General features: G+C 71.1%; 26 protein-coding genes. 13 read left to right on the forward strand and 13 right to left on the reverse strand.

Features of this window, described 5'->3' with window-relative positions; translation table 11 throughout:
* The first annotated feature begins 91 nt into the window (after positions 1–91).
* Positions 92–1,084 carry an SCO0930 family lipoprotein gene (locus tag ACIRSS_RS31890; protein WP_400901280.1) on the forward strand — a complete coding sequence of 331 codons (993 nt, stop codon included), beginning with the start codon at positions 92–94 and terminating at the stop codon, positions 1,082–1,084.
* Positions 1,085–1,096: 12 nt separating this feature from the next.
* Here ACIRSS_RS31890 and ACIRSS_RS31895 read toward each other — a convergent pair whose 3' ends face one another.
* Complete coding sequence (locus ACIRSS_RS31895) at positions 1,097–1,732, reverse strand: DUF4383 domain-containing protein (RefSeq protein WP_400901282.1); 636 nt, start codon at positions 1,730–1,732, stop codon at positions 1,097–1,099.
* A gap of 190 nt (positions 1,733–1,922) precedes the next feature.
* Here ACIRSS_RS31895 and ACIRSS_RS31900 point away from each other — a divergent pair, with 190 nt between their 5' ends.
* A complete protein-coding gene (locus ACIRSS_RS31900) occupies positions 1,923–2,807 on the forward strand; it encodes a hypothetical protein (protein ID WP_400901284.1) in 885 nt (294 codons plus the stop codon).
* A gap of 11 nt (positions 2,808–2,818) precedes the next feature.
* On the opposite strand, the gene ACIRSS_RS31905 is transcribed toward ACIRSS_RS31900, so the two are convergent.
* Together ACIRSS_RS31905 and ACIRSS_RS31910 are read right to left on the reverse strand one after the other, a co-directional pair.
* Positions 2,819–4,027 (reverse strand): alpha/beta hydrolase, encoded by a 1,209-nt coding sequence (locus tag ACIRSS_RS31905; protein ID WP_400901286.1) that lies wholly within the window; start codon positions 4,025–4,027, stop codon positions 2,819–2,821.
* 132 nt (positions 4,028–4,159) lie between these two features.
* Entirely contained in the window at positions 4,160–5,137 is a 978-nt protein-coding gene (locus ACIRSS_RS31910; RefSeq protein ID WP_400901288.1) for an alpha/beta hydrolase, read from the reverse strand.
* Positions 5,138–5,290: 153 nt separating this feature from the next.
* On the opposite strand from ACIRSS_RS31910, the gene ACIRSS_RS31915 reads away from it, so the two are divergent.
* Both ACIRSS_RS31915 and ACIRSS_RS31920 read left to right on the forward strand, forming a co-directional pair.
* Positions 5,291–5,740, forward strand: coding sequence for a MarR family winged helix-turn-helix transcriptional regulator (locus ACIRSS_RS31915; protein ID WP_400901290.1), 450 nt, complete (start codon positions 5,291–5,293; stop codon positions 5,738–5,740).
* Positions 5,737–6,579, forward strand: coding sequence for an SAM-dependent methyltransferase (locus tag ACIRSS_RS31920; protein ID WP_400901292.1), 843 nt, complete (start codon positions 5,737–5,739; stop codon positions 6,577–6,579). Before ACIRSS_RS31915 ends, ACIRSS_RS31920 begins: the two co-directional genes overlap by 4 nt.
* Here ACIRSS_RS31920 and ACIRSS_RS31925 read toward each other — a convergent pair.
* Positions 6,576–7,514: a patatin family protein gene (locus ACIRSS_RS31925; RefSeq protein ID WP_400901294.1), complete on the reverse strand. Its 939-nt coding sequence runs from the start codon at positions 7,512–7,514 to the stop codon at positions 6,576–6,578. The two genes, ACIRSS_RS31920 and ACIRSS_RS31925, sit on opposite strands and share 4 nt — an antisense overlap.
* Before the next feature lie 103 nt (positions 7,515–7,617).
* Between ACIRSS_RS31925 and ACIRSS_RS31930 the strand changes: the two genes are divergently transcribed.
* The 3 genes from ACIRSS_RS31930 to ACIRSS_RS31940 are packed head-to-tail and all read left to right on the forward strand — an operon-like array spanning position 7,618 to position 11,176.
* The gene (locus tag ACIRSS_RS31930; protein ID WP_400901296.1) at positions 7,618–8,160 is read left to right on the forward strand and encodes a PadR family transcriptional regulator; all 543 of its coding nucleotides are present in this window, start codon (positions 7,618–7,620) and stop codon (positions 8,158–8,160) included.
* Positions 8,160–10,172 carry an FAD-dependent oxidoreductase gene (locus tag ACIRSS_RS31935; RefSeq protein ID WP_400901298.1) on the forward strand — a complete coding sequence of 671 codons (2,013 nt, stop codon included), beginning with the start codon at positions 8,160–8,162 and terminating at the stop codon, positions 10,170–10,172. Before ACIRSS_RS31930 ends, ACIRSS_RS31935 begins: the two co-directional genes overlap by 1 nt.
* Before the next feature lie 50 nt (positions 10,173–10,222).
* On the forward strand, positions 10,223–11,176 hold the full coding sequence (locus tag ACIRSS_RS31940; protein WP_400901945.1) for a prephenate dehydrogenase: 954 nt from the start codon (positions 10,223–10,225) through the stop codon (positions 11,174–11,176).
* On the opposite strand, the gene ACIRSS_RS31945 is transcribed toward ACIRSS_RS31940, so the two are convergent.
* The gene (locus ACIRSS_RS31945; protein ID WP_400901300.1) at positions 11,177–11,386 is read right to left on the reverse strand and encodes an antitoxin; all 210 of its coding nucleotides are present in this window, start codon (positions 11,384–11,386) and stop codon (positions 11,177–11,179) included.
* A gap of 23 nt (positions 11,387–11,409) precedes the next feature.
* A complete protein-coding gene (locus ACIRSS_RS31950; protein WP_400901302.1) occupies positions 11,410–13,377 on the reverse strand; it encodes an FUSC family protein in 1,968 nt (655 codons plus the stop codon).
* A gap of 68 nt (positions 13,378–13,445) precedes the next feature.
* On the opposite strand from ACIRSS_RS31950, the gene ACIRSS_RS31955 reads away from it, so the two are divergent.
* Complete coding sequence (locus tag ACIRSS_RS31955) at positions 13,446–13,883, forward strand: SRPBCC family protein (protein WP_372667865.1); 438 nt, start codon at positions 13,446–13,448, stop codon at positions 13,881–13,883.
* A gap of 120 nt (positions 13,884–14,003) precedes the next feature.
* Positions 14,004–14,750 (forward strand): polysaccharide deacetylase family protein, encoded by a 747-nt coding sequence (locus tag ACIRSS_RS31960; RefSeq protein WP_400901947.1) that lies wholly within the window; start codon positions 14,004–14,006, stop codon positions 14,748–14,750.
* On the opposite strand, the gene ACIRSS_RS31965 is transcribed toward ACIRSS_RS31960, so the two are convergent.
* The 4 genes from ACIRSS_RS31965 to ACIRSS_RS31980 form a co-directional block, all read right to left on the reverse strand.
* A complete protein-coding gene (locus ACIRSS_RS31965; RefSeq protein ID WP_400901304.1) occupies positions 14,747–15,220 on the reverse strand; it encodes a carboxypeptidase regulatory-like domain-containing protein in 474 nt (157 codons plus the stop codon). The genes ACIRSS_RS31960 and ACIRSS_RS31965 overlap by 4 nt on opposite strands.
* A complete protein-coding gene (locus ACIRSS_RS31970; protein ID WP_086673579.1) occupies positions 15,217–15,822 on the reverse strand; it encodes an RNA polymerase sigma factor in 606 nt (201 codons plus the stop codon). Before ACIRSS_RS31970 ends, ACIRSS_RS31965 begins: the two co-directional genes overlap by 4 nt.
* Positions 15,823–16,244: 422 nt before the next feature.
* Positions 16,245–16,910, reverse strand: coding sequence for an SGNH/GDSL hydrolase family protein (locus tag ACIRSS_RS31975; RefSeq protein WP_400901306.1), 666 nt, complete (start codon positions 16,908–16,910; stop codon positions 16,245–16,247).
* Positions 16,911–16,919: 9 nt separating this feature from the next.
* Complete coding sequence (locus ACIRSS_RS31980; protein ID WP_400901308.1) at positions 16,920–17,528, reverse strand: NAD(P)-dependent oxidoreductase; 609 nt, start codon at positions 17,526–17,528, stop codon at positions 16,920–16,922.
* A gap of 84 nt (positions 17,529–17,612) precedes the next feature.
* Between ACIRSS_RS31980 and ACIRSS_RS31985 the strand changes: the two genes are divergently transcribed.
* Positions 17,613–18,176 (forward strand): TetR/AcrR family transcriptional regulator, encoded by a 564-nt coding sequence (locus ACIRSS_RS31985; RefSeq protein ID WP_400901310.1) that lies wholly within the window; start codon positions 17,613–17,615, stop codon positions 18,174–18,176.
* Here the strand turns inward: ACIRSS_RS31985 and ACIRSS_RS31990 are convergent.
* The gene (locus ACIRSS_RS31990) at positions 18,173–18,661 is read right to left on the reverse strand and encodes a GbsR/MarR family transcriptional regulator (RefSeq protein ID WP_400901312.1); all 489 of its coding nucleotides are present in this window, start codon (positions 18,659–18,661) and stop codon (positions 18,173–18,175) included. The genes ACIRSS_RS31985 and ACIRSS_RS31990 overlap by 4 nt on opposite strands.
* Before the next feature lie 93 nt (positions 18,662–18,754).
* Between ACIRSS_RS31990 and ACIRSS_RS31995 the strand changes: the two genes are divergently transcribed.
* The gene (locus ACIRSS_RS31995) at positions 18,755–19,651 is read left to right on the forward strand and encodes an ATP-binding cassette domain-containing protein (RefSeq protein WP_400901314.1); all 897 of its coding nucleotides are present in this window, start codon (positions 18,755–18,757) and stop codon (positions 19,649–19,651) included.
* Positions 19,648–21,285, forward strand: a complete 1,638-nt coding sequence (locus tag ACIRSS_RS32000; RefSeq protein ID WP_400901316.1) for an ABC transporter permease — start codon at positions 19,648–19,650, stop codon at positions 21,283–21,285. The genes ACIRSS_RS31995 and ACIRSS_RS32000 overlap by 4 nt, the downstream gene beginning before the upstream one ends.
* On the opposite strand, the gene ACIRSS_RS32005 is transcribed toward ACIRSS_RS32000, so the two are convergent.
* Positions 21,282–21,752: a hypothetical protein gene (locus ACIRSS_RS32005; protein WP_400901318.1), complete on the reverse strand. Its 471-nt coding sequence runs from the start codon at positions 21,750–21,752 to the stop codon at positions 21,282–21,284. The genes ACIRSS_RS32000 and ACIRSS_RS32005 overlap by 4 nt on opposite strands.
* Positions 21,753–21,791: 39 nt before the next feature.
* Positions 21,792–22,121: a hypothetical protein gene (locus ACIRSS_RS32010; RefSeq protein WP_400901320.1), complete on the reverse strand. Its 330-nt coding sequence runs from the start codon at positions 22,119–22,121 to the stop codon at positions 21,792–21,794.
* Positions 22,122–22,249: 128 nt separating this feature from the next.
* Between ACIRSS_RS32010 and ACIRSS_RS32015 the strand changes: the two genes are divergently transcribed.
* Entirely contained in the window at positions 22,250–23,482 is a 1,233-nt protein-coding gene (locus tag ACIRSS_RS32015) for an MFS transporter (protein WP_400901322.1), read from the forward strand.
* Position 23,483 lies beyond the last annotated feature (1 nt).

Consider the following 23,483-nt stretch of genomic DNA (forward strand, 5'->3'; position numbering starts at 1 on the left):
CTTTGAACCGCCCCCGGCGGGGGTCCGTGTAGTGGGTATCAAGCAGCCGCACCGAGCGGCGGGAAATCCAACGGACACAAGGAGAACTTCCATGCTTCGCACGCGCATCGCCGTCTCCGTCGCCGCGGCGGCAGCCGGGCTGGCAGTGCTCACCGCTTGCTCGGGTGCCGAAACTGCTCAGCCGGTCATCGCCCCCGCAGCGGCCGGTGGCACCGGCGGCGGCCAGATCGCCAACGGGCAGGTCGGCAACGCCGCCCCCGCGTCGAACGAGTCGAAACTCGTCGTCGCGGACGTCGCGAGCGTCGGACAGGTGATCACCGACCAGAACGGCATGACCCTCTACCGGTTCGACAAGGACACGGCCAAGCCGCCGAAGTCCAATTGCGACGGTGACTGCGCCAAGGCCTGGCCACCCGTGCTGTCCACCGGGGATGTTCAGGTGCAGGGCGTCGACAAGAACCTCGTCGGAAAGGTGACGCGCTCCGACGGCACCGAGCAGATCACCGTCGGCGGGTGGGCGCTCTACCGCTACGCCAAGGACACCAAGGCCGGTGACGCGAACGGCCAGGGCGTCGGCGGCGCCTGGTACGCCGCCAACGCCAAGGGCGGCAAGGCCGGCCAGGCCGCGAGCGAAGCCGGCGTCGTCAAGCTGAGCGCCAGCAACATCGACGGCCTCGGTGAGGCGATCGTCGACCAGAACGGCATGACCCTCTACCTCTTCACGAAGGACACCAAGAAGGCCAAGACGTCCTCCTGCAACGGCGACTGCGCCAAGACCTGGCCGCCGGTCCTCTCCAACGGCAAGGTCGAGCTGCAGGGCATCGAGTCGAAGCTCCTCGGCAGCATCAAGCGTTCCGACGGCACCGAGCAGGTCACCATCGGCGGCTGGCCGGTCTACACCTTCTCGAAGGACCTGAAGCCGGGCGACGCGAACGGCATGGGCGTCAACGGCACCTGGTTCGTCATCGAGCCCAACGGCTGCAAGGTCGGTACCACCCCCAGCTCCACCGCCAACCAGGCTCCGGCGGCTGACAGTGGCGCTGGGAGCAGCAACAACTCCGGCTCGGGTGGTACCACCTACTGAGCCACGGACTCCCTAGTGGGCGAGGCCCGGCGGACGCTCTTCGCGAGCGACCTCCGGGCCTCGTTCGTCGTTACCGCGACGCAGGAACGACCGGCGGCGCGGGCGCTCGTCGGTGGTGACGACGCGGTCGGTGTCCGCGGTGCGGTCGGTGCGCTGCTCGACGACGGTCGGCTCGTCGGCCACCTCTTCGTCCTCGGGGATGAGGATGGTGCGGCGGGCCGGCAGGACCGCGATCAGCAGACCGAGCGCGGCGACACCGAGGTGCAGCCAGGTGTCGGCGCGGCCGAGGTCCATCGGGTTGCCGGCGTTGGCGAACGGGTTGGTCGTGATGAGGCCGTCGATCATCAGGCCCCACACGAACAGGGCGCCGTAGAAGATGAAGAGCAGCCAGCCGAACGTCCGGGCGCGGCCCGAACCGAACGCCAGCAGCAGGCCGACGACGCCGGTCACGACGCGGACCAGGCTCATGAGCGGGTTGCCGGAGAACCGCCAGAACCCGGCGTCGTGGTGGCCGGAGAAGTTCCCGACCCCGGTCCTGGTGAACCCGATGATGCCGACGACGAGGAACGCGATCCCGGCCAACCCGGCCAGCACCTGCGCCGGCTGCAGGCCGCGAACCCGGATGCGTGCGCCTTTCGCGTGAGTCATGACTCCAGTCCTTCCCAGAGTGTGGTGACGATCGTCACCGCACACAGGTACCCCGCGAACACGGGCAGCGAAACGACGGCGCTTGCCCGCAGGCCCCGGTCCCGTTCCCGGATCCGGGTCGCTTCGAGACCTATCCCACAAAGTCACCCGATTCGGGGAACGCCGCGACGCGCTTCCGGCAATCCGGATCATGCGCAAGCTGAGCGGCATCTTCCTGGTGGGACTGTGTGTGGGGGCGATCGGCGCGGTCGCGGTGACGGTCGGTCACGGTGCCGTTCAGCCGCCCAGAGCGATCGCCGTCACACAAGCGGTGACAACGATGTCGGAATCGGCCGGTCCGACGCCGACACCCACGCCGACGCCCAGTCCGTCGCCCTCCCCGTCCGCGACGCCCAAGGCCGCGCCGCCGTCCAAGGTGGACGCCGCCGAGCTCGACCGGATCGTCGGGAGCGGGAACGTCAGCGCCGTCGTGTTCGACCGGCAGCGCGGGACGACGACCGTCTCGCTGCACGCCGACCGCGGGTACACGTCGGCGTCGCTCGTGAAGCTGCTGATCGCGTTGTCGGTGCTGGAGCAGGGCGGTCCCGCGGCGGACGTGCAGCGGATGCTGTCGCGCAGCGACGACGACCTCGCGAGCCGGTTCTGGGCGGCCTACGGCGGGCCGTCGATCGTGACCGGCTGGGCCAGGAAGATCGGCCTCACCGGGACGAAGGCGCCCGAGGATCCGGGACGGTGGGGCGACACGCGGATCACGGCGAAGGACGTGGTGAAGATCTACCAGTACCTGCTGGCGCACGCGCCGGGCGCGATCATGACCGCGCTGCGCGCCGCGACCGAACGGGGCTCGGACGGGTTCCGGCAGTACTTCGGCATCCCGGACGCCGCCGGCGACCGGCCGTGGGCGGTGAAGCAGGGCTGGTCGTGCTGCCGGCCGACGCGGATGCTGCACACGTCGGGCGTGGTGGGCGAGGACGGCCGGTACATCGTGGTGGTGCTGAGCGAGCACCCGGCCTCGGTGGACTACGCAACGGCTTCGAAGCGAGTGACGACGGTGGTTTCGGCCTTGCTGGGCTGAGCGCCGCGGCCCTACTGGTCCGTCTCCGCCAATGCCCCGTGCGCTCCCGACTTCGGCAGCGGCCACGGCAGCACCCCGCCGGTGGTCTCGACCTGTCGGCCCGCCGGCGCCGGGGCCAACGTATGCGCCCCGATCCACGCCAGCACGTCCGGGATCTGGGACTTGAACGTGTTCATGTTGTGCCCCGCGTCCCGGACTCGCCACGACGAAAACTGCACCGGGGGCCGGGCCGCCGCGCGGATCTGGTCGATCGCGAAACTCTCGTAGTTCTCCTTGTCCCCCGAGATCGCCAAGATCTCCACCGGGGACGGGTGGAGGCGGACGTTCACCCGGACGTTGTTGGCGTCGTTGATGTCCTGGCGACCGTGGAACAGGTCTTCCGTCTCCGCGTCGACCTGGGCCTTGTCGTAGCCGCTCACGCTGACCGCCTGGGCGTACCACTGGGGGTGGCGCGTCACCAGGTTCATCGCGCAGTAGCCGCCCGAGGACCAGCCCGCGATCGTCCACGCGCGGCGGCTCGCCGACACGCCCAGCTTCTGCAGGGCCCAGTCGCGCAGGTCGGCCGTCAGGTACGTGTCGTTGGCCGTTCCGCCGACCTCGTCGACGCATTCCGTGTCGTGGCCGACCTTCGGGACGCCCGTCGGATCCGGGACGATCACCACCGTCGGCGGCAGAACCTTCTTGGCGATCGCCGTGTCGAGCTGCTCCGGCATGTGGTAGCCGCTCGTGAAGACCTCGGGGCCGGACGGGTAGTTCGGGATCCACTCGATCGCCGGGAACCGCAGTTCCTTATACGCCGCGTCGAAGTACTGCGGGGGCAGGTAGACCGTGACGTCGCGGGTCAGCTTGGTGCGCCGGCCCGTCACCTTCATGTGGACGACCGTGCCCTTGCCCTCCTTCGCGTGCGCGACCCCCGTGTCGCGCAGCTTTTCGAGGTCTTCGCCGTTCTGCGACGCCTCCGCATCGGTTCCCTGGCCAGCGAAGGAACCTGTGCCGAGCAGCGAGCCGACCGTCGGGAAGAACCCGCCGATCAGGTTGCCCGCCATGCCGGTCGTGAGTACCAGGAGCACGACCGCGAGCAGGATCGTGGCGCTGCGCCACAACCGCTTGCGCTTCCAGCGGTCCCAGAACCACGGGACCGCGATGATCGCGAGCAGCGTCAACACGACCATCACGGTCATGTTGACCGGCGAATCGAGCCGGATGCTGCTCAGGTTCATGGGGATCGGTCCTTCCGGGCGGCGGTGAATGCGCACCCGGAACCCCCCGGACTCGCGTATATATCACGTTTGAGCAGGCATGCACGTTGCGGCTCTGTGAGTTGCGTCATAGGGCCGCAACGTGCGGCGTACTCAGCGTTTTCTCAGTTGTTTCCCCAAAGCGCGGGTCAGGACGGTGATCGCCTGTGTGATGGCGGCCTCAGCCGCGTGGGTCTCGCGGAGCGCGTTGACCATCACGAAATCGTGGATGATCCCCTGGTACCGGACGGCCGTGACGGCAACCCCGGCCTGACGCAGCTTCGCCGCGTACGCCTCGCCTTCATCGCGAAGCACGTCCGCCTCGCCGGTGATCACGAGCGCCGGCGGCAGCCCGGCCAGCTCCTCGAGCGACGCGCGCAGCGGCGACGCCGTGATCTCCGCGCGCTGCGCGGGGTCGGTCGTGTACTGGTCCCAGAACCACTTCATGCCCTCGCGGCCGAGGAAGTAGCCCTCGGCGAACTTCGTGTACGACTCGGTGTCGAAGTTCGCGTCGGTGACCGGGTAGAAGAGCACCTGCTGCTTGAAGGTGACGTCGCCGCGCTGCTTGGCCAGGATGGTCAGCGCCGCGGTCATGTTCCCGCCGACGGAGTCGCCGGCGATCGCGATGCGCGAAGGGTCCAGACCCTGCGAAGCGCCGTCCGAAGCGACCCACTTCGCGACGGCGTAGCTCTGCTCGATGGCGACCGGGTAGCGCGCCTCCGGCGAGCGGTCGTACTCGGGGAAGACGACGGCCGCGCCGACGCCGGCCGCGAGCTCGCGCACGAGCCGCTCGTGGGTGTGGAAGTCGCCGAACACCCAGCCGGCGCCGTGGATGTAGACGATCACCGGGAGCGGGCCGTCGACCCCCTCCGGGCGGACGATCCGGGTCTCGACCTCGCCGGTCGGGCCACCCGGCACCTTGATGACCTCGATCGACGCGGGCGCCATGGCGACGTCGCCGTCCTGGACGCCGTCGACGGCCTTGCGCCCTTCGGCCGGCGGCAGCTGGAACAGGTACGGCGGCTGGTCGGTGGCCTCGGCGAACGCCTGCGCGGCCGGTTCGAGGGCCAGGTTGTGCGGGTTGGCGGTCATGTCGTCCTCCTCGGGTGAAGCAAGCTGACGCCATGAAGGTAGCTCGCAACTCAGTTGTGCACAACTGAATGACGTCCAATGAGATGCAGCGCACTTAAGTTGCCGCGCAGCACGATCTCGGGAACCATGGAGTGTTACGAGAGAGGAGACGCCATGGCATCGCTGCGGCTGGACGACCAGCTCTGCTTCGGGCTGTACTCGGCGTCGCGCGCGGTGACGTCGCTGTACCGGGTCGTCCTGGAAGACCTCGACCTGACCTACCCCCAGTACCTGGTCATGCTGGCGCTCTGGGAGCGGGACCACCGCCTGGTGAAGGAGCTCGGCGCCGAGCTGAACCTCGATTCGGGCACGCTCTCGCCGCTGCTCAAGCGGCTGCAGACCGCCGGCCTGGTGCTCCGGAACCGCCAAGCCGACGACGAACGCTCGGTGCGCGTCAGCCTGAGCGACGCCGGGAAAGCGTTGCGCGAGAAGGCCGAAGGCATCCCCGACGTGATCGGCACGGCGATGAGCCTCGACGACGCCGGGGTGGCCCGGCTGCGCGCGGAACTGGACCGCCTGACAGAGTCGGTGAACGCCTACCGGGAGGCAGTGGCACCGGCATGATCAACCACGACGACGCGCTGAAGGCCGTCGAGAGCAGCCTCGACCGGCCGTCCGCGGCGCGGATCTACGACTACTTCATCGGCGGGCACACCAACTACGCGATCGATCGCGACTTCGCCGAGAAGGTCCGCGCGCGCCTGCCGCTGATGGGCGAGTACTGCAAGACGAGCCGGCAGTTCCTCGGCCGCGCGGTGCGGCAGTGCGTCCGGGAGGGGATCCGGCAGTTCGTCGACATCGGCTCCGGTCTGCCGACCGCCGGCAACGTGCACGAGGTGGCCGATGAAGAACGCGAAGAGCTCGACACGCGCGTGCTCTACATCGACAACGAGCCCATCGCGCTCGCGCACTCGACGCTGCTGCTCGCCGACACCGCCGATCCCGACCGCCACCACGCCATCGCCGCGGACTTCCTGCAGCCCGAGGACCTCTGGGACCGCGTCACCGCCTCCGCCGTCATCGACGTGCGCGAGCCGGTCGCGCTGGTGATCAACGCGGTCATGCACTTCATCAAGGACGAGCAGAAGCCGGACGAGCTGCTGGCGTACTACCGCGACCGGCTGCCGTCGGGCTCGCTGCTGGTGCTCTCGCAGATGACGAACGAGAACCCGGTCAACGAGGACGAGCGGCAGGCCCTGGTCGACCTGCTCGAGTACTACGAGACGACGACGAACCCGGGATTCCTGCGCCCGATGGCCGAGTTCGAACGCTTCTTCGGCGGCTGGCCGATGCTCGAACCCGGACTTGTCTACGCGCCGGCGTGGCACCCGGACGACGACACCGTGTTCGCCGGGTCGCCGTCGGAGTCGCGGGTCATCGGCGGCGTCGCGCGCAAGCCCTAGGACGCTTCGCGCAGGCCTTCCAGCACGTCGAGCACCGCGCTCTTGCCCAGGTCGACGGCCTTGCGCAGCACCTCGGGGTCGCGCTCCAGCACCGCCACGTCCGGTGACCCGTTCGGCGGCCGGACGCTCAGTATCCGCGGGTCCGACGCCAAGACCTCCTCGTCCTCGACGTCGCGGCGGTAGGTGTCGCGCCACGCCGGGATCGCGCCCGGGGCTTGGCGGCGCAGGAACCGCGGCACCACGACGTCGTAGGCGCGCGGCGGCGGCAGCGGCAGTTCGTCCGCGCGGCGGGTGCGCAACACCAGGACGTCCGTCGCGTCCTGGGCCAACGCCGTCCGGTACGGGATCGGTTCGGCGACACCCGCGTCGACGAACCGGCGGCCGGCCATCGGGATCGGCGGCCCGGCCAGCACCGGCATGCACGACGACGCCGCGAGCGCGACCTTGATCGCGTCCACGTCGTCGAGAAAGGGGTGCAGGTCGGTCGACTCCCCCGTGTCGGCGTCGGTGGCCAGCGGGTGGAACGTCACGGGATTGGCCAGGATCGCCGGGAAGTCCATCGGCTCCAGCACCGAATACACCTGGTGGACGAGGTATTCGAGGTCGATCACCGCGCGGCCGCGCAGGGTGTGCAGCGGGTTGATGATCCGGCGCATGACGACCGGGTTCCACCACGTGCGGACGCCGGTCGACGAGCGGCCGCAGAGCAGCCAGGCGCCGTTCAGCGCGCCGGCGGAGGAGCCGTAGACCGCGTCGAACGCCGGGGTCACGCCGAGTTCGTCCAGCGCCAGGACCATGCCGCTCGAGTACGTGCCGCGGCTGCTGCCGCCTTCGACGGCGAGCGCGAGGCGCCGGCCGTCGGTGCGTTCGCCCGGGACACTGCCGGTCGCCATCCGTTCGGAGATCAGTTCGAGTACCGGGTGCACTCCTCCCATCCTGGTCGTTTCCCGCGCGTAGTCGACCCGATTTATCCCCCTCAAGGGGTGAGGTGATGCGCGCCTCGTTGCACTGCAACTCGTTGCATAGGACCCTCGGACCATGGCACTGGAGCACGCGATCCTCGTCTCGCTGTCCGAGCGCGCCGGCTCGGGCTACGAGCTCACGCGCCGGTTCGAGAAGTCGATCGGGCTCTTCTGGAGCGCCACCCACCAGCAGATCTACCGCGTGCTGAAGCGGATGGAAGAGGCCGGCTGGGTCGCCGTCGACGTCGTCGCGCAGTCGGGGCGGCCGGACAAGAAGGTCTACACGGTCAGCGACGGCGGCCGCGCGGAACTCGTCCGCTGGCTCGCCGAGTCGGACTCATCAGCCGGGCCGGTCGAGCTGGCGGTGAAGATCCGCGGCGCCTCCTTCGGCGACCCGGCGAAGGTCGCCGAAGAGATCGTCCGGCACCGGGCCGCGCACGCCGAGCGCCTCGACGTCTACCGCCAGATCGAGAAGCGCGACTTCCCCGCACCCGCGGGCCTGCACGGCCAGCACCTGCACCAGTACCTGGTCCTGCGCGGCGGCATCCGCGTCGAAGAGGGCCAGGTCGAGTGGTTCGACGAAGTCCTCGCCGCCCTCCACCACCCCAAGGACGCCTGATGACCCCGTACCCGAACTTGCTGTCGCCGCTCGACCTCGGCTTCACGACGCTGCGCAACCGCGTGCTGATGGGGTCGATGCACACCGGCCTCGAGGACAAGGCCGCGCACTTCCCCGAACTGGCCGAGTACTACGCCGAACGCGCCCGCGGCGGCGTCGGGCTCATCGTCACCGGCGGGTTCGCGCCGAACAAGACCGGCTGGCTGCTGCCGCTCGCGTCCAAGCTGACGACGTCCGCCGAAGCGAAGCAGCACCGGCAGCTCACCGCGCCGGTGCACGAAGCCGGCGGCAAGATCGCGTTGCAGGTGCTGCACGCGGGCCGGTACGCCTACCACCCGCTGAGCGTGTCCGCGTCGAGCATCAAGGCGCCGATCAACCCGTTCCGGCCGCGCGCCCTGACCGGCTACGGCGTGCGTCAGCAGATCCGCGCCTTCGCCGACTGCGCCGCTCTCGCGCGCGAAGCGGGCTACGACGGCGTCGAGATCATGGGCTCCGAGGGCTACCTGATCAACCAGTTCCTGGCCGAGCGCACCAACAAGCGCACCGACGCCTGGGGTGGCACGCCGGAGAAGCGCCGCCGGTTCGCCGTCGAGATCGTCAAGCGCACCAGGGAAAAGGTCGGCGACGACTTCATCATCATCTACCGGCTCTCGATGTTGGACCTCGTGCCGGGCGGTCAGCGCTGGGAAGACGTCGTCGCACTCGCTCAACAAGTCGAAGCCGCCGGCGCCACGATCATCAACACCGGCATCGGCTGGCACGAGGCCCGCGTGCCGACGATCGTGACGTCGGTGCCGCGCGCCGCGTTCACCTGGGTGACCGGGAAGCTCAAGCCGCACGTGGGGATCCCGGTCGTCACCTCGAACCGGATCAACATGCCGCAGGTCGCCGAGGAAGCGCTGAGCAGCGGCGACGCCGACCTCGTGTCGATGGCGCGGCCGTTCCTCGCCGACCCCGAGTGGATCCGCAAGGCCGAGACCGGCCGCGAAGACGAGATCAACACGTGCATCGCCTGCAACCAGGCCTGCCTCGACCACGCCTTCAAGCGCAAGCTCGTGTCCTGCATGGTGAACCCGCGCGCCGGCCACGAAACCACGCTGACGTTGTCGCCGACGCGGCGGTCGAAGCACGTCGCCGTCGTCGGCGCCGGGCCCGCCGGGTTGTCCGCCGCGACCGCGCTCGCCGAACGCGGGCACAGCGTCGAGCTGTTCGAAGCCGACGACGAGATCGGCGGGCAGTTCGGCATCGCGCGGAAGATCCCCGGCAAGGAGGAGTTCGCCGAGACGATCCGCTACTACCGGCGGCGCCTCGAGGTCACCGGCGTGAAGCTGCACCTCGGAAAGCGTGTGTCCGCGGGCGAGCTCACCGGGTTCGACGAGGTCGTGCTGGCCACCGGCGTCGCGCCGCGCGTGCCGGCGCTGCCCGGGATCGACCACCCCAAGGTGCTGTCGTACGTCGACGTCGTCCGGCACGGCAAGCCGGTCGGCGAGCGGGTCGCCGTGATCGGGGCGGGCGGGATCGGCGTCGACGTCAGCGAATTCCTCACGCACACGGACTCGCCGGCGCTCGACCGCGACGCGTGGATGGCCGAGTGGGGGGTCACCGACCCGGAACAGGCGCCCGGCGGGCTCGCGACGCCGAAGCCCGAGCCGTCACCGCGGCAGGTGTTCCTGCTGCAGCGCAAGAAGTCCGGGATCGGTTCCGGGCTCGGCAAGACGTCGGGCTGGGTGCACCGCGCCGCGCTCAAGGCGAAACGCGTCGAGCAGATCCCCGGCGTCACGTACGAGCGGATCGACGACGAGGGCCTGCACATCACCGTCGACGGCACCCCGCGGTTGCTCGAAGTCGACACGGTCGTCGTCTGCGCCGGTCAGGAGCCCGTGCGGGACCTCGCCGACGAGCTGCGCGCCGCGGGGCTGCCGGTGCACCTCATCGGCGGCGCCGACGTCGCCGCCGAACTCGACGCGAAACGCGCGATCGACCAGGGAACGAGGCTCGCCGCCGCGCTGTAGCCCTGAATGCGTCCGGCACTGGCAGGATGGGGCCCGTGCGAGACGTATGCGTGATCGGGCTCGGGCTGATCGGCGGGTCGTTGCTGCGCGCGGCGGCCGCCAGCGGCCGCACGGCGTTCGGCGCCGCGGTTTCCGAAGTGGACGCCGACGCGGCCAGCAGAGCGGGTTACGACGTCACGACGGACGTCGAAGCCGCGCTGCACCGGGCCGCCGCCGACGACGCGATGGTCGTGCTGGCCGTGCCGCTGCCTGCCGTCGAAGACCTGCTGCGCCTGGTGTCCCAGCACGCGTCGCACTGCCTGCTCACCGACGTGACCAGCGTGAAAGCGCCGGTCCTGGACGCCGTCCGCCGACGCGTGCCGTACACGCGGTACGTCGGCGGGCACCCGATGGCCGGGACGTCGAGCTCGGGCTGGCTGGCCGGGGACGCCACGCTGTTCCAGGGCGCCGCCTGGGTCGTCGCGGTCGAAGACGACACCGACCTCGAAGCCTGGGCCGAGGTCGCGGGGTTCGTGCTGGACGTCGGGGCGCACGTCGTGCCGCTGCCCGCCGAGTCGCACGACGAAGCCGTCGCCCGGATCTCGCACCTGCCGCACCTGTTCGCGGCGATCCTCGCCACCATCGGCGCCGAGGGCGGGCCGCTGGCCATGTCGCTGGCCGCCGGGTCCTACCGCGACGGCACGCGGGTCGCGGGCTCGAACCCGCACCTCGTGCGCGCGATGACCGAAGGCAACCGGGACGCGCTGCTGCCGATCGTCGACGAAGCCCTCGGCCGGCTCGGCGCCGCACGCGGCTCGCTCGCGTCGACCGGCGGGCTGGCGGCCACGATCAACGCCGGTTACGAAGGCGCACAAGCGCTCGCCGCCAGCCTCGACGTCGACCGCGCCGGCGTCCGGATCAGCCTTTCGGCACCGGACGCGCGGCAGGGCCTGATCGCGCTCGGCGAGCGCGGCGGCCGGATCACCGGCCTCGCGGACGGGATCGCGACCGGCGAAGTCCAGTAGTTACTGGGCCGGCGGGTTGTCCGGCTTGTCGTCGAACTTGTCGAGGAAGCTCTTCGCCTTCTCGATGCCGCTGTCGATCTGCTCGTCGTGCCCGGCGAACTTCGACTTGGCGAACTCGCCCGCCTTGTCGAGGCCGTCCTCGATCTTGTCGCCGTGTTCCCGCAGGGCCTCTTCGGCCTTGCCCTTCAACGCATCGAAGTCGATTCCCATGGCGCAATTGAACAGCACGGACGTCAGGTGCGCCGGTGGTAGGGCAGGAACCGCCGGACCAGCCGCAACGGCGTGCGTTCCACCAGGTCGGGTCCGCGGACGGCGTCGAACGCCGACTCCAGCTGGTCGACCACCCCGGCCAGCTGCGGGCCGTCCGGCAGCGGCATCGACCGCGGCTCGCGCTGCTCGCGGATCGCCGACGCCAGCTCGTCCAGCGCGGCGGTGAGCAGCTCGACGTCGCCGGACGCGGGCGGCGCGGCGCCCCGGCCGATCGTCACGCCGACTTCGGTGACGGCGTCGGCGACGCGTTCCTGCGCGGCGATGACGGGCCACCACGCCACCGCCTGGCGGCCGTTCGCCGACGGCTCGACGACGACCTGCTGGAACGCCGTCCGCAGGTCGGCCAGCGCCCGGTAGGCGCCGCGACGGGCCCGCGACCGCGCCAGCCGGGCGTCGCCGGACGAGGCCTCGACCAGCGCGCGAGAGACGTACTTCGCGACCGCGTCCAGTCCGTCCGCCAGCCGGCCGCCGACCTGCGGACGGCGGCTGCCCGGCCAGAGCAGGTAGCCGAACACGAGCACGATCGCGCAGCCCAGGACGGTGTCGACCAGCCGCGCGACCACGACGTTCCAGCTGCCGGTGTTCGCCAGGTCCATCTGCAGGATGATCAACGGCGTCACGAACGCGCTGAGGATGCCGTAGTTGCGCACCTTCCCGACCGCGACACCGCCGGCGAAGATCGCGATCAGCGCGACCAGCAGCCAGCCGTGCCCGCCGACGCCGAGCACGACGGCCCCCACCCCGACCCCGACGACCGTGCCGATCCCGCGCAGCACCGCGCGGCCGAAGACCGAGCCGAAGTCCGGCTTGAGGACGATCCCCACGGTCAGGGTCAGCCAGTACGACCGCTCCAGCGGCACCAGCAGCCCGACGACCTCGGCGATCGCGACGCACAGCGTCAGCCGCAGCGCGGCGATCCACGTCAGCGGGCCGGACGCGAGCGAACCCGCCCACGTCCGCAACCGCCGGTACCAGGGTGTCGGCTCACGGCGCTTGCGGTCGTCGCCCTTGCCGATCCGGACCAGACCCGCGTACAGCGCGGCGAGCAGCGGGTCGCCTTCGTCGTCGGGCATCGGCGGCGGTTCCGGCAGCGGCTGGCTGGCCAGCACCGATGCCGACAAAGCGACGAAGTGGTCGATGACGTCCTGGGGCGGGCGGCGGCCGGCGTTGACCATCGCCACCGACGCCTCGACCGCGGGCGTCGTCGCCGAGAGCAGGTTGAGCAGCTGGCGGTACGCGGCGTCGCGGCCGGACAGCCACGAGCGCGCGGTGAGCAACTGGTCGTAGGCGGTGTTCATGGCCGTGGTCAGCCGGTGGCGGGCGACGCGCGAGACGGCTTCGTCGGTCGCCGAGAGCATCGCGGCCAGCTCGACGTAGACGTGCGCGACGGCGGTGCGTTCGGGGCTGGTCGCCCGGAACGTCCAGCTCGCGAGCGCCACCGCCAGGCTCCAGACGGCACCGAGGCAGAAGAAACCGAACAGGACTTCGACGCGCACGCCGGTCGCGTGCTGGCCGGTGCCGATGACGCAGAACACGAACATCTGCAGCCCGGCGACCGAGGCGTTGCTGCCGGCCGCGCTGATCAGCGCGGACACCGCCGCGACCAGGATCACCGCGGGCACGGACAACGCGGGCGTACCGCCGGTGAGCAGGCCGACGACGTACCCGGCCGTCGCGGCGAGGGTCGCGCCGCCCAGGCGTCGCGCGCGGTAGCGGTACGGACCGGCGGATTCGGACAGCACGGCGGGCAGCGCGCCGGTCGAGATCAGCGCGCCGACGGCGATGTCGCCGGCCGCGTACGCGACGGCGAGCGGCACGGCCAGCGCGATCACCGCGCGGGCGACCATGTTCCACGGCACCGGGACCGGCTTGCTGCGCAGGAGCTGGGTCAGCCAGTGCGGCGCGGCGATGTCGGGACGCGGCGTGCTCACGCCCCCATCTTGACCTACGCTGCCGGGAACGCTTAATTATCAATCTGTCAACAACGTGGGAGGTTCCGGTGGGCCGCAAGTTCTCCTTCGAGGTCAACCGCACGAGCACGGCTCCGCCGGAGGCCTTGTTCGCACGCGAGGCCGAAGGCCCGCGCTGGGCGGAGTGGGGAAAGCCACTCATCGTCCAGGCCCGCTGGAAGCGGCCCGGCCCCGGCGTCGGCGCCGTCCGCGAGGTCGGCCTCTGGCCCGTGCTGATCCGCGAGGAGACGGTCGAGTACGAACCCGGACGCAAGCACGTCTACACGTTCTTCGGCGCCAACCCGATCAAGGACTACCGGGCCGAGGTGCTGCTCACGCCCACCGCCGACGGCGGCACGCACCTGCGGTGGACCGGGTCGTTCACCGAGCCGGTCAAGGGCAGCGGTCCGATCCTCGCAGCTGGACTCGAACGGGTGATCCGGCTGTTCTCCGGCAAGCTGGTCAAGGCGGCCGAAACAGGACGCTGACCTGGGTGGTCCCGGCCACACAAGATCAGGCGACGCAACTTCACCCCACACTCCAACGTCACTCGTTCGGGTAGTCTTTGCTACGCGAAAGGGGGACGCGGGATGAAGCGCGTCGCAGCCGTGGTCATCGCCGCGGCCTTGGCCTTGACCGCATGCTCGGCGAACGAGCCGGGCCGGAAAGAGATCAGCACCAGCGAGCCGAACCCCGCACCGGGCGGCGGCCCCGGGGGCACGACGTCGGCGCCGTACCCGTTCGGCACGGTGCAGCAGAAGGCACCCGCGGCCGAGAACGGCCAGGTCGCGGTGGTCCGGCGGATCACCACCGACAAGCCGTACGTCTTCCTCACCATGGACGACGGCGCCGTCAAGGACCCGGACGCCCTGAAGCTGATGCAGGAGAACGGCACCCACCCGGTGCTGTTCCTGAACCAGAAGTACGTGAAGGGCCACGAGGCCTACTTCAAGCAGATCCTCGACGCCACCGGCGCGACGCTCGGCGACCACACGGTCGACCACCCGAACCTCAAGGGCAAGCCCTTCGAGTTCCAGCGCAAGGAGATCTGCGACGACGCCGACGACTTCGCGAAGGAGCTCGGCGTGCGGCCGTCGCTGTTCCGGCCGCCGTTCGGCAGCTACGACCAGAACACCCTGCGCGCGGCGGCCGCGTGCGGGATGCGCGTCTCGGTGCTGTGGACGGCCGCGGTCAACGACGGGCACGTCCAGTTCCAGGCCGGCGACAAGCTCAGGCCCGGCGACATCGTGCTCATGCACTTCCGCAAGACCTTCAAAGAGGACTACACGGCGTTCGTCGAGCAGGCGAAGAAGGACGGGCTGACGCCCGTCCCCCTGGCCGACTTCCTCGGTTAAAGCACCACCGTCGGCGTCACGACCGTCCGGCGGCACGACACGTCACCGAGGTGCACGAGGATCTGCGTCGTCCCGCGCGGCACGTTGTCCAGCACGAACCGGCCGCCTTCGTCGGCGGTCGTGGACGTCGTGCCGTGCTCGGCGACGCGCACCTCGACGCCGTACTGGCCGGCGGGCACCAGCCAGCCGTCGATGCGGTGCAGCTTGCCCATCTTGGTCAGGTTGATCATCACGGTCAGGTCGCTGACGGTGAAGGTGATCGTCCCGGTGCCGCCGCCGCGCACGCCGGCGAGGTTGTCCAGCCGCTCCCACCGCGCGACCTCGACGTCGAGGTCTTCGAGGGCGAGCGCGAACTGGACCCGCTGCACCAGGTCACCCGGTGGCGGGTCCAGTTCGTCGAGGAAGCGGCCGACGCCGGCCAGGATCAGGTCATCGGAATAGGCCTCGCCCGGCGCTCCGAGGTCGTTCATCGGCTTCCCCCTTCACTGGCGAGGAGATCGCGCATCTGGTCGAGGCAGCGCCCCCTGGTCGGTCCGACGCTGCCGCGTGGCATGCGCAGCGCCTCGGCGACGAGCTGGTACTCCGCGCGACCCGCGAGGACGGTCAGCCGGAGCAGTTCCTGACAGCGTTGGGGCAGCCGGACGAAGGCGCGCCAGACCCGGCGGTCGCGGTCGGCGCGGACGGCTTCGTCTTCGGGTGCCGGTTGGGTGCTCGGCATGGCCTCGGCGACTTCGTCGCTCAAGGGCACCGGCTGGATGCGGCGGCCGAAGGGGTGGGTGGCTTCGCGCCGGGTGGTCGTGATGAGCCAGGCGGCGAGGGCCTTGGGGTCGCGGAGCTTGCCGAGCTGGCTGAACAACGCCAGCCACACGGTCTGCACGACGTCCTCGGCGACCGAGCGGTCGAGACCGTTCGCGCGGGCGACGTGCCAGACCAGCGGGGTCAGCTCGGCGACCAGGCGGTCCATCGCCCGGCGGTCGCCGTCGCGGGCCGCGCGCATGCACGCGGCGTGCAGCTCGGCGCCGGTCAAGCCCTCCCACGGCGGGTCTACCTCTGTGGTCTGCACGTCGGTCACGGTATCTGCCCCTCTTCGGAAAAGTCTTCGAGTCGGCAACGGCAGTATCGCGGGTCCTTCGGGGGGAAGGAGCGTGCAGGTGGATCTCGGATACATCAAGTCACTTACTTCGTCGGTCGCGCTCCGGTCAAATGGCCATTGCGGGAGGTACCGGCCGACGCGAGCGGGTGAACCCGCGCCGACCGGTACTCCCCTCCCTCAAGGACCCGCTCCCCAACGGGCCCCGCCGGATGTCCCCTCCCCCGAAGGGCACCCGGCCTACGGTGTCCGGTAGCCCCCTCGGCTCCCGGGCACCGCGCATCTCCGAACTCGGCACCCCCTGCCTCGTTCCCATCTCCGTGCTTGGCTGCCCCACAGGACGCGGTGGCGGCACCGCCAGATACCCGAATCCCCAACTTTTTTCGAAGATCGACGGAGCGCGGCTAACTGATCACGGGGAGTGCGAGATTTCGCGCCCAGCGGGCGTACCCGGCGGGTCCCGGGTGGAAGCGGTCGGACGCGAAGGCCGCCGGGTCGAGTAGGGCGGGGTCCATCGGCACGTGCCGGACGCCGGGGACCTTCACGAGGGCCGCGGCAGCCTTGTCGAGAGCGGTCGAGCGGGCGGCGAGGACGTCCCGCAGCGGCCGCGGCAGCGCCGGGAACCGGGACATCGGCGGGACCCCGGCCAGCAGGACGTCGACCGGCCCGAGCCGCCGCCGCAGCTCGACGACCAGCTCCAGCAGGTCGCGGCGGTACGCCGGGGCCGTCCGGAGCTCGATGGTGTCGTTGACGCCGAGGGCGACCACGACCAGGTCGGCCGGGCGGACCAGGGGGACCAGCTCGGCGCGGACGGCCCGCGCGTTGGCGCCGGTCCGCCCGACCGCCTGCCACCGCACCGCGCGGCCGCCGCGCGCGAGCTCGCGGGCGAGGCAGCCGGTGAGCGCTTCCTCGTGGTTCGCCGCGCCGACGCCGTCCACTGTGGACTCGCCGAGCACGGCGAGCCGGAAGGGGTCGCCGTCGCCCGGCACGAGCCCCTCGGTCGGTCCCGCGGCGCCCGGGAGCCGCGGGGTCGTGCGCTTGACGTACAGGGCTTGAGCCAGGATCACCATCCTTCGAAGCTAGCCGTGGGCGATCGAAACCTTCGCCCTGCTCAGCGTGGGGTCCGCCACGGCGTCGAGCAGGTACGCCGCGACGTCGGCGCGCCGGATGGTGAAGGTGCGGACGTTCCCGTCGAGCCGGCTCGCGACCTTGCCCGTGCGCGGGCCGTCGAGCAGCATCGGCGGGCGGACCACCGTCCAGTCCACGCCGGACGCCGTCACGACGTCCTCCATCGCCAGCATGTCGGCCCAGCCGTGCTTGAGGAACGTGTTGAGCAGCGGTTTCACCAGGGTGCGGGTGAAGAAGCCGTCCCCCTCGGTGTGCATGCCGCTGGCGCTGACGACCAGCAGGCGCTTCGCGCCGGCCTCGATCGCCGCGCGGGCCCCGTCCGCGCAGACGGTCGTCGGCCCGCGGTCGCGGGACCCGACGGCGGAGATCACCGCGTCGCGCCCCTCGATCGCGGCCGCCAGCTTGTCGTGGTCGTGCAGGCCGGCGACGACGACGTGGGCCGGCTGCGTGAACCGGGCCGCGTCGCGGACGACGGCCGTGACGTCCCAGCCCCGCTCCAGGGCCTGCTTGACGACCTCGCCGCCGACGCCGCCGGTCGCCCCCAGGACAGTGATCCGCATGGTTCCTCCTCGATGGTTAGTAAACACTCACCAGGTAGAGTGAGTGTTTACTAACCGAGCTGAGAACGCACTCAGGGAGCCGCCATGGGAAGCCGTGAGGAGATCGTCGCCGCGGCCGCGAAGGTGATGCGCGAGCAGGGCTACGCCCACGCGACGACGAAGGTCATCGCGCGGACCGCGGGCTACTCGGAGGCGATGCTCTACAAGCACTTCCGCGACAAGACCGACCTGTTCCTCAGCGTGCTCTCCGACGAGCTGCCCGCGCTGGGCGCCACCCTGGCCGAGCTGACCGCCGACCCCGGGCGGGCGCCGCTGCGGGACAACCTCGTCCGCGTCGCGCGGCTCGGCCTGGCGTTCTACACCGACAGCTTCCCGATCGCCATCTCGATGTTCTCGTCCCGCGAGCTGCTGCGCTCGCACCGGGACCGCGTGGGCGGCGCCGGGCCGCGCATCCCGCTGAAGGGCGTCGAGGACTACCTGCGCGCCGAGGTGGCGCTGGGGAGGCTCGAGGCGGACACCGACGTCGAGGCGGTCGCAGCCCTGCTCCTGGGCGCGTGCTTCCAGCAGGCGTTCCTGGCCACCTTCGAGGAGACCGAGCCGGACGACCTGGCCGGCCGGCTCGCGGACACCCTGCTCGCGGCCATCTAGGCGTTCTTCTCCTCGCGGAGCTTGTGCCAGCGCTCGTACATGCCGTTCAGCTCGACCAGCATGAACGACAGGAAGTCCCGCATCTCGGCGAGCCGCTTCCCCGCGGGGGAGTCCTCGCCGAGCGCCTCGATGCCGTTCTCGGCCGCGTCGCGCCACATGATGATCATGCGGTCGCGCTTGAGGAACGTGGCGTACCAGAGGTCGTCGTAGAGGCGGTAGTGGTCGCGGCGCTCGCCGGGCTCGCGCTCCTTGGCGACCAGGCCGATCTGTTCGAGGTAGCGCACGGCGCCGGAGACGGCAGCCGGGCTCACCGACAGCTGCGAAGCCAGGTCCGCGGCGGTCAGCCGGGCGTCGTCGGTGGTCATCAGCGCGGCGAACACCCGCGCGGGCATGCGCTGCATCCCGATCTGCGAGAGCACGAGCCCGAGGCTCTCGACGTAACGGCGGACGGCGTCTTCGTCTCTCTTCGTGTCAGGCGTCGTCATCGGCCCATCCTCCCGTACCCCTCCCCCAAGATCACTCAATCTAGACACTTTCTTAACTTCACAACTTTATGAAGCAAGTGTAGCTTCCGAAGCATGGAAAATGCCATTTCGGTCGTCGACCTGCACAAGTCGTTCGGCCGGACGAAGGCCCTCGACGGCCTCGACCTGCAGGTACCCGCTGGGGAGGTGCACGGCTTCCTCGGACCCAACGGCGCCGGGAAGTCGACCACCGTCCGGGTGCTGCTCGGCCTGCTCCACGCGGACTCGGGGGACGTCCGGCTGCTCGGCGGCGATCCCTGGAAGGACGCGGCGAGCCTGCACCGCCGCCTGGCCTACGTGCCCGGCGACGTCAACCTCTGGCCCAACCTCTCCGGCGGCGAGGTGATCGACCTGCTCGGGCGCCTGCGCGGCGGGCTCGACGAAAAGCGCCGCGCCGACCTCATCGAGCGGTTCGACCTCGACCCGAAGAAGAAGGGGCGGACGTACTCGAAGGGCAACCGGCAGAAGGTCGCCATCGTCGCCGCGCTCGCTTCGCGCGTCGACCTGCTGATCCTCGACGAGCCGACGTCCGGCCTCGACCCGCTGATGGAGGCGACGTTCCAGTACGCCATCCAGGAGGAGCGCGAGCAGGGCCGGACGGTGCTGCTCTCCAGCCACATCCTCGCCGAGGTCGAGGCGCTGTGCGACAAGGTCAGCATCATCCGCAACGGCAAGACCGTCGAGTCCGGCACCCTCGCCGAGCTGCGCCACCTGACCCGGACGTCGATCACCGCCGAGCTGGCCGGCCCGCCGAACGGGCTGACCAAGCTGGCCAACATCCACGACCTCAAGGTCGAGGGCAACCGCGTCCGCTTCGATGTCGAGACGCGCTCGCTCGACGAAGCCCTGCGTCAGCTCACCGAGGTCGGCGTCCGCAGCCTCGTCAGCCAGCCGCCGACGCTGGAGGAGCTGTTCCTGCGGCACTACACGACCGAGGCGAGCGCGAAATGACCGCGACGCTCTCCCGCGCCGAAGCCGAGGTCGCGCCCGCCCACGAACTGGCCGGCACCTGGCACCTCACCCGGCTCGCGCTGCGCCGCGACCGCGTGGTCCTGCCGATCTGGATCGTGCTGCTGAGCATCGTCCCGGCGAGCACGGTCAACACGTTCACGCAGTTCTACCCGACGGTCGCCGACCGGCTGGCCCTGCAGGCCGGCGCGAACACCAACCCGTCGTACGCGCTGCTCTACGGGCCGCCGTTCGACCTGACCACCGCCGGCGGGTTCATCGCCTGGCGCATGGCCGGTTTCCTGGCGCTGCTGACCGGGCTGATGGTGGTCTTCACGGTCACCCGGCACACCCGCGCGGAGGAGGACACCGGCCGCGCGGAGCTGCTCGCGTCCGCGGTCGTCGGCCGGTACGCGGCGCTGACGTCGGCGCTGCTGGTGGCGGGCGGCGCGAGCGTGCTGATCGGGCTCGTCCAGGCGGTCAGCATGATCGGCGCCGGCCTGCCCGCGGCCGGTTCGGTCGCCTTCGGCGCGTCGGAAGCGTTGACGGGCCTGGTGTTCACCGCGGTCGCGGCGGTCGCCGTCCAGCTCGCGGAGTACTCCCGCACGGCCAACGGGATCGGCACCGCCGTCGTCGGCGCGGCGTTCCTGCTGCGCGGCGCCGGGGATTCCACTGTGGACGCCCGCTGGCTGTCGTGGCTGTCGCCGATCGGCTGGGTGCAGCAGGTCCGCGCGTTCGCCGGCGAACGCTGGTTGGTGCTCGTGCTGCCGGTGGCGTTCGCGCTGGTCGTCGGCGCGGCGGGCTACTGGCTGCTCCCCCGGCGCGACGTCGGGGTCGGCATCCTGCCGCCGCGCCCGGGTCCGGCCCGGGCGGCGGCGAGCCTCCGGTCGCCGCTGGCGCTGGCCTGGCGGCTGCACCGCGGGCCGCTGCTCGGCTGGACGATCGGCACGGCCGTGGTCGGCGCGGTGTTCGGCTCCATCGCCAGCGGTATCGGCGACCTCGTCGGGTCGAGCCCGCAGGCGCAGCAGATCTTCGAACGGCTCGGCGGCAGCCACGCGCTGACGCAGGCGTTCCTGGCCGCGATGGCCGGGATGTTCGCCATGGTCGCCTCGCTCTACGGGGTCCAGGCGGTGCTGCGGATGCGCGGCGAGGAGACGGCGATCCGGCTCGAGCCGGTGCTCGCCACGAGCGTCGGCAGGCTGCGCTGGGCGGGCGGCCACCTCGCGTTCGCGTTCTTCGGGACGGCGTTGCTGCTGCTCAGTGGCGGGCTGTTCATGGGGCTGGCCAACGGGTTGCGCACCGGCGACGTCGGCGGCTCGATCGGCGACGCGCTCGCCGGGATGCTCGTCCAGCTGCCGGCGGCCTGGGTCGTCGTCGCGCTGGCGGTGGCGATCTTCGGGCTGGCGCCACAGTTTTCCGCCGCGGCGTGGGCGGTGGGCGCGCTGGCGCTGCTGCTCAGCCTGTTCGGCCCGGTCGTCAACCTGCCGCAGGCGGTCCTGGACGTGTCACCGTTCCAGCACCCGCCGAAGATCCCCGGCCAGGAGTTCGTCGCGACGCCGCTGGTCTGGCTGCTGGCGGTCGCGGCCGTCGCGCTCGGGGCCGGCCTGGTGGGCTGGCGCCGCCGCGACGTCGGCTAACGCGGTTTCAGCTCGTGGCCGGCGCCGGCCACGAGCTGGGCCTGCGGGCCGCCCTGCCCGCAGGCGGGGCCGCCCGGGTGCAGGAAGCCGGGCGTGACGGTGAGGGTGTGCGGGCGGCCGTCGTCGAACCGGACGGTCACTTTGACCGGCTCGGCGGGCAAGCCGGGGATGTCGGCGAAGCCCTGGAGGCCGCCGGTCGGGACCATCGAGGCACCGCAGGCGGCGTCCGGGCCGGTCCCGGTGCAGGACGTGGGACCGGCGGCCGTCTCCGGTCGCAGGTCGACCGGGCGCGTGACGCACTGGTCGCCCCAGCAGGCGTCGAGCGTCGCGCGCGTGACGCCGGCGGGGTCCGGGACGGTGAGGCCGATGCCGACCCGGGTGCCGATGTCCGGGCAGGCGACTCCGCCGCTGCCCGCCTGGCCGCAGCCGGCGACGAGAAGCACCGCGATCCACGGAATCCTTCGCATGCGGTCTGGACGGAGTCGCGGCCGCGCCGGTTGCACGGGTCAGTCACGCCACCCGCTGGTCAGCGGAAGCGCGGACGACGTCGAGGTCGGCGTGGTGGCCGTCGTCGGCGGCGTCGGCACGACGGTCACCTCGACGAGGCTCGTGGTCGTGGTCGGCGGAGACGTCTCCACCGAGGTGACGGTGGCGGGCGGCACCGACGCGGTGATGGTGACGGGCAGCGCCGAGACGGTGGTGGGCGGCGGAGTGGTGAGCTCGACGGGCTTGGGCGCCGCCCGGCCGGCGATGAGCAGCGCGGCCACGAGCAACCCGGCGGAGAAACCCGCCAGCCCGGTGACCGCGGCGGAGCCCCAGGTAGGTCGGCCGTTCATCCGGGCACCCCCTCGCCACGCGCAGCGCAGGTACGAGGACTAACTCGTCTCGATCTTAGCTCTTGTTACACAACGTGCACCTTGAGTCGACTTGACTCAACTTTGCTGAGCGTGCCACGTTGGGTTTCATGGGGGCACTGGCGAACCGCGACTTCCGCCGGCTGTGGCTCGCCGATCTCGTGAGCCAGCTCGGGAGCCGGGTCGACGTGCTGGCGGTGCCGCTGCTGGCGGTCACCGCGCTCGGCGCGTCGGTCTTCGAGGTCTCGCTGCTGCGGACGGCGGAGAGCCTGCCGTACTTGCTGCTCGGCCTGCAGGTCGGAGCGTGGTGCGACCGGATGCGCCACCGCCCGGTGCTGATCGCGGCCGACGTGGGACGCGCGGTGCTGATCGCGTCGATCCCGGTCGCCGCGCTGTTCGGCGTGCTCGGGCTGGCGCACCTGCTGGTCGTCGTGTTCGGGGTCGGGCTGCTGGGCGTGTTCTTCGACATCGCGCACCAGACGTACGTCCCGCGGCTGGTCACGCGCGAACAGCTGCCGGACGCGAACTCCCGGCTCCAGACGAACCTGTCGATGGCCGCGGTCGCGGGTCCCGGCCTGGCCGGGCTGGTCGTGCAGGCGCTCGGCAACGCCGCGGCTTTGGCCGTCGACGCCGTCAGCTACCTGTGGTCGGCGTGGTGGCTACGCCGCATCGAGACTCCTGACGTGCGGCCCGAACCCCGGCCGCGGCGGCTGCTCCGCGAGATCGGTGACGGACTCCGCGTCGTCCGCGGCGACCGGATCCTGCTGGCCATCAGCGCGCACGGCGCCGTGTCGAGCTTCTTCCAGTCGGTGCACCTGGCGATCGTCATCGTGTTCCTCGCTCGCGACGTCGGCCTTTCGCCGTGGGCGATCGGGCTGCTCGGCACGGCGACGCTGACCGGCGCCCTCACCGCCGGGCTCACCGCGCGGCGGATCGGCGACCGGATCGGTGGCGCGCGGGCACTCTGGGGCGCGGCGGTGCTGTACGGCCTGGCCTACCAGCTCTACCCGTTCACCGGCCCCGGCTGGGCGCTCACCTGCTACGTCGTCGCCGGGTTCTTCGCCAGCTTCGGCGTCATCGTGCTGAACGTGTTCGGCATGAGCTTCCAGCAGGCCGTCACGCCACCCGAGCTGCTCGGCCGGGTCAACTCGATCACGCACACGCTGGTCTTCGGCGTCGTCCCGCTCGGCAGCCTTCTCGGCGGTGCCCTGGCGAGCGCGTTCGGGATGCGGGTGACGCTGCACATCGCGGCGGCCGGCGTGCTGGCGTCGGCCGCGGTCCTGCTCTGGTCTCCGCTGCGGAAGCTGCGGGACCTGAACGGCATCTCAGCGCGGCACCCCTAGC

Source organism: Amycolatopsis sp. NPDC101161 (assembly GCF_044768185.1).
Lineage (GTDB): Bacteria > Actinomycetota > Actinomycetes > Mycobacteriales > Pseudonocardiaceae > Amycolatopsis.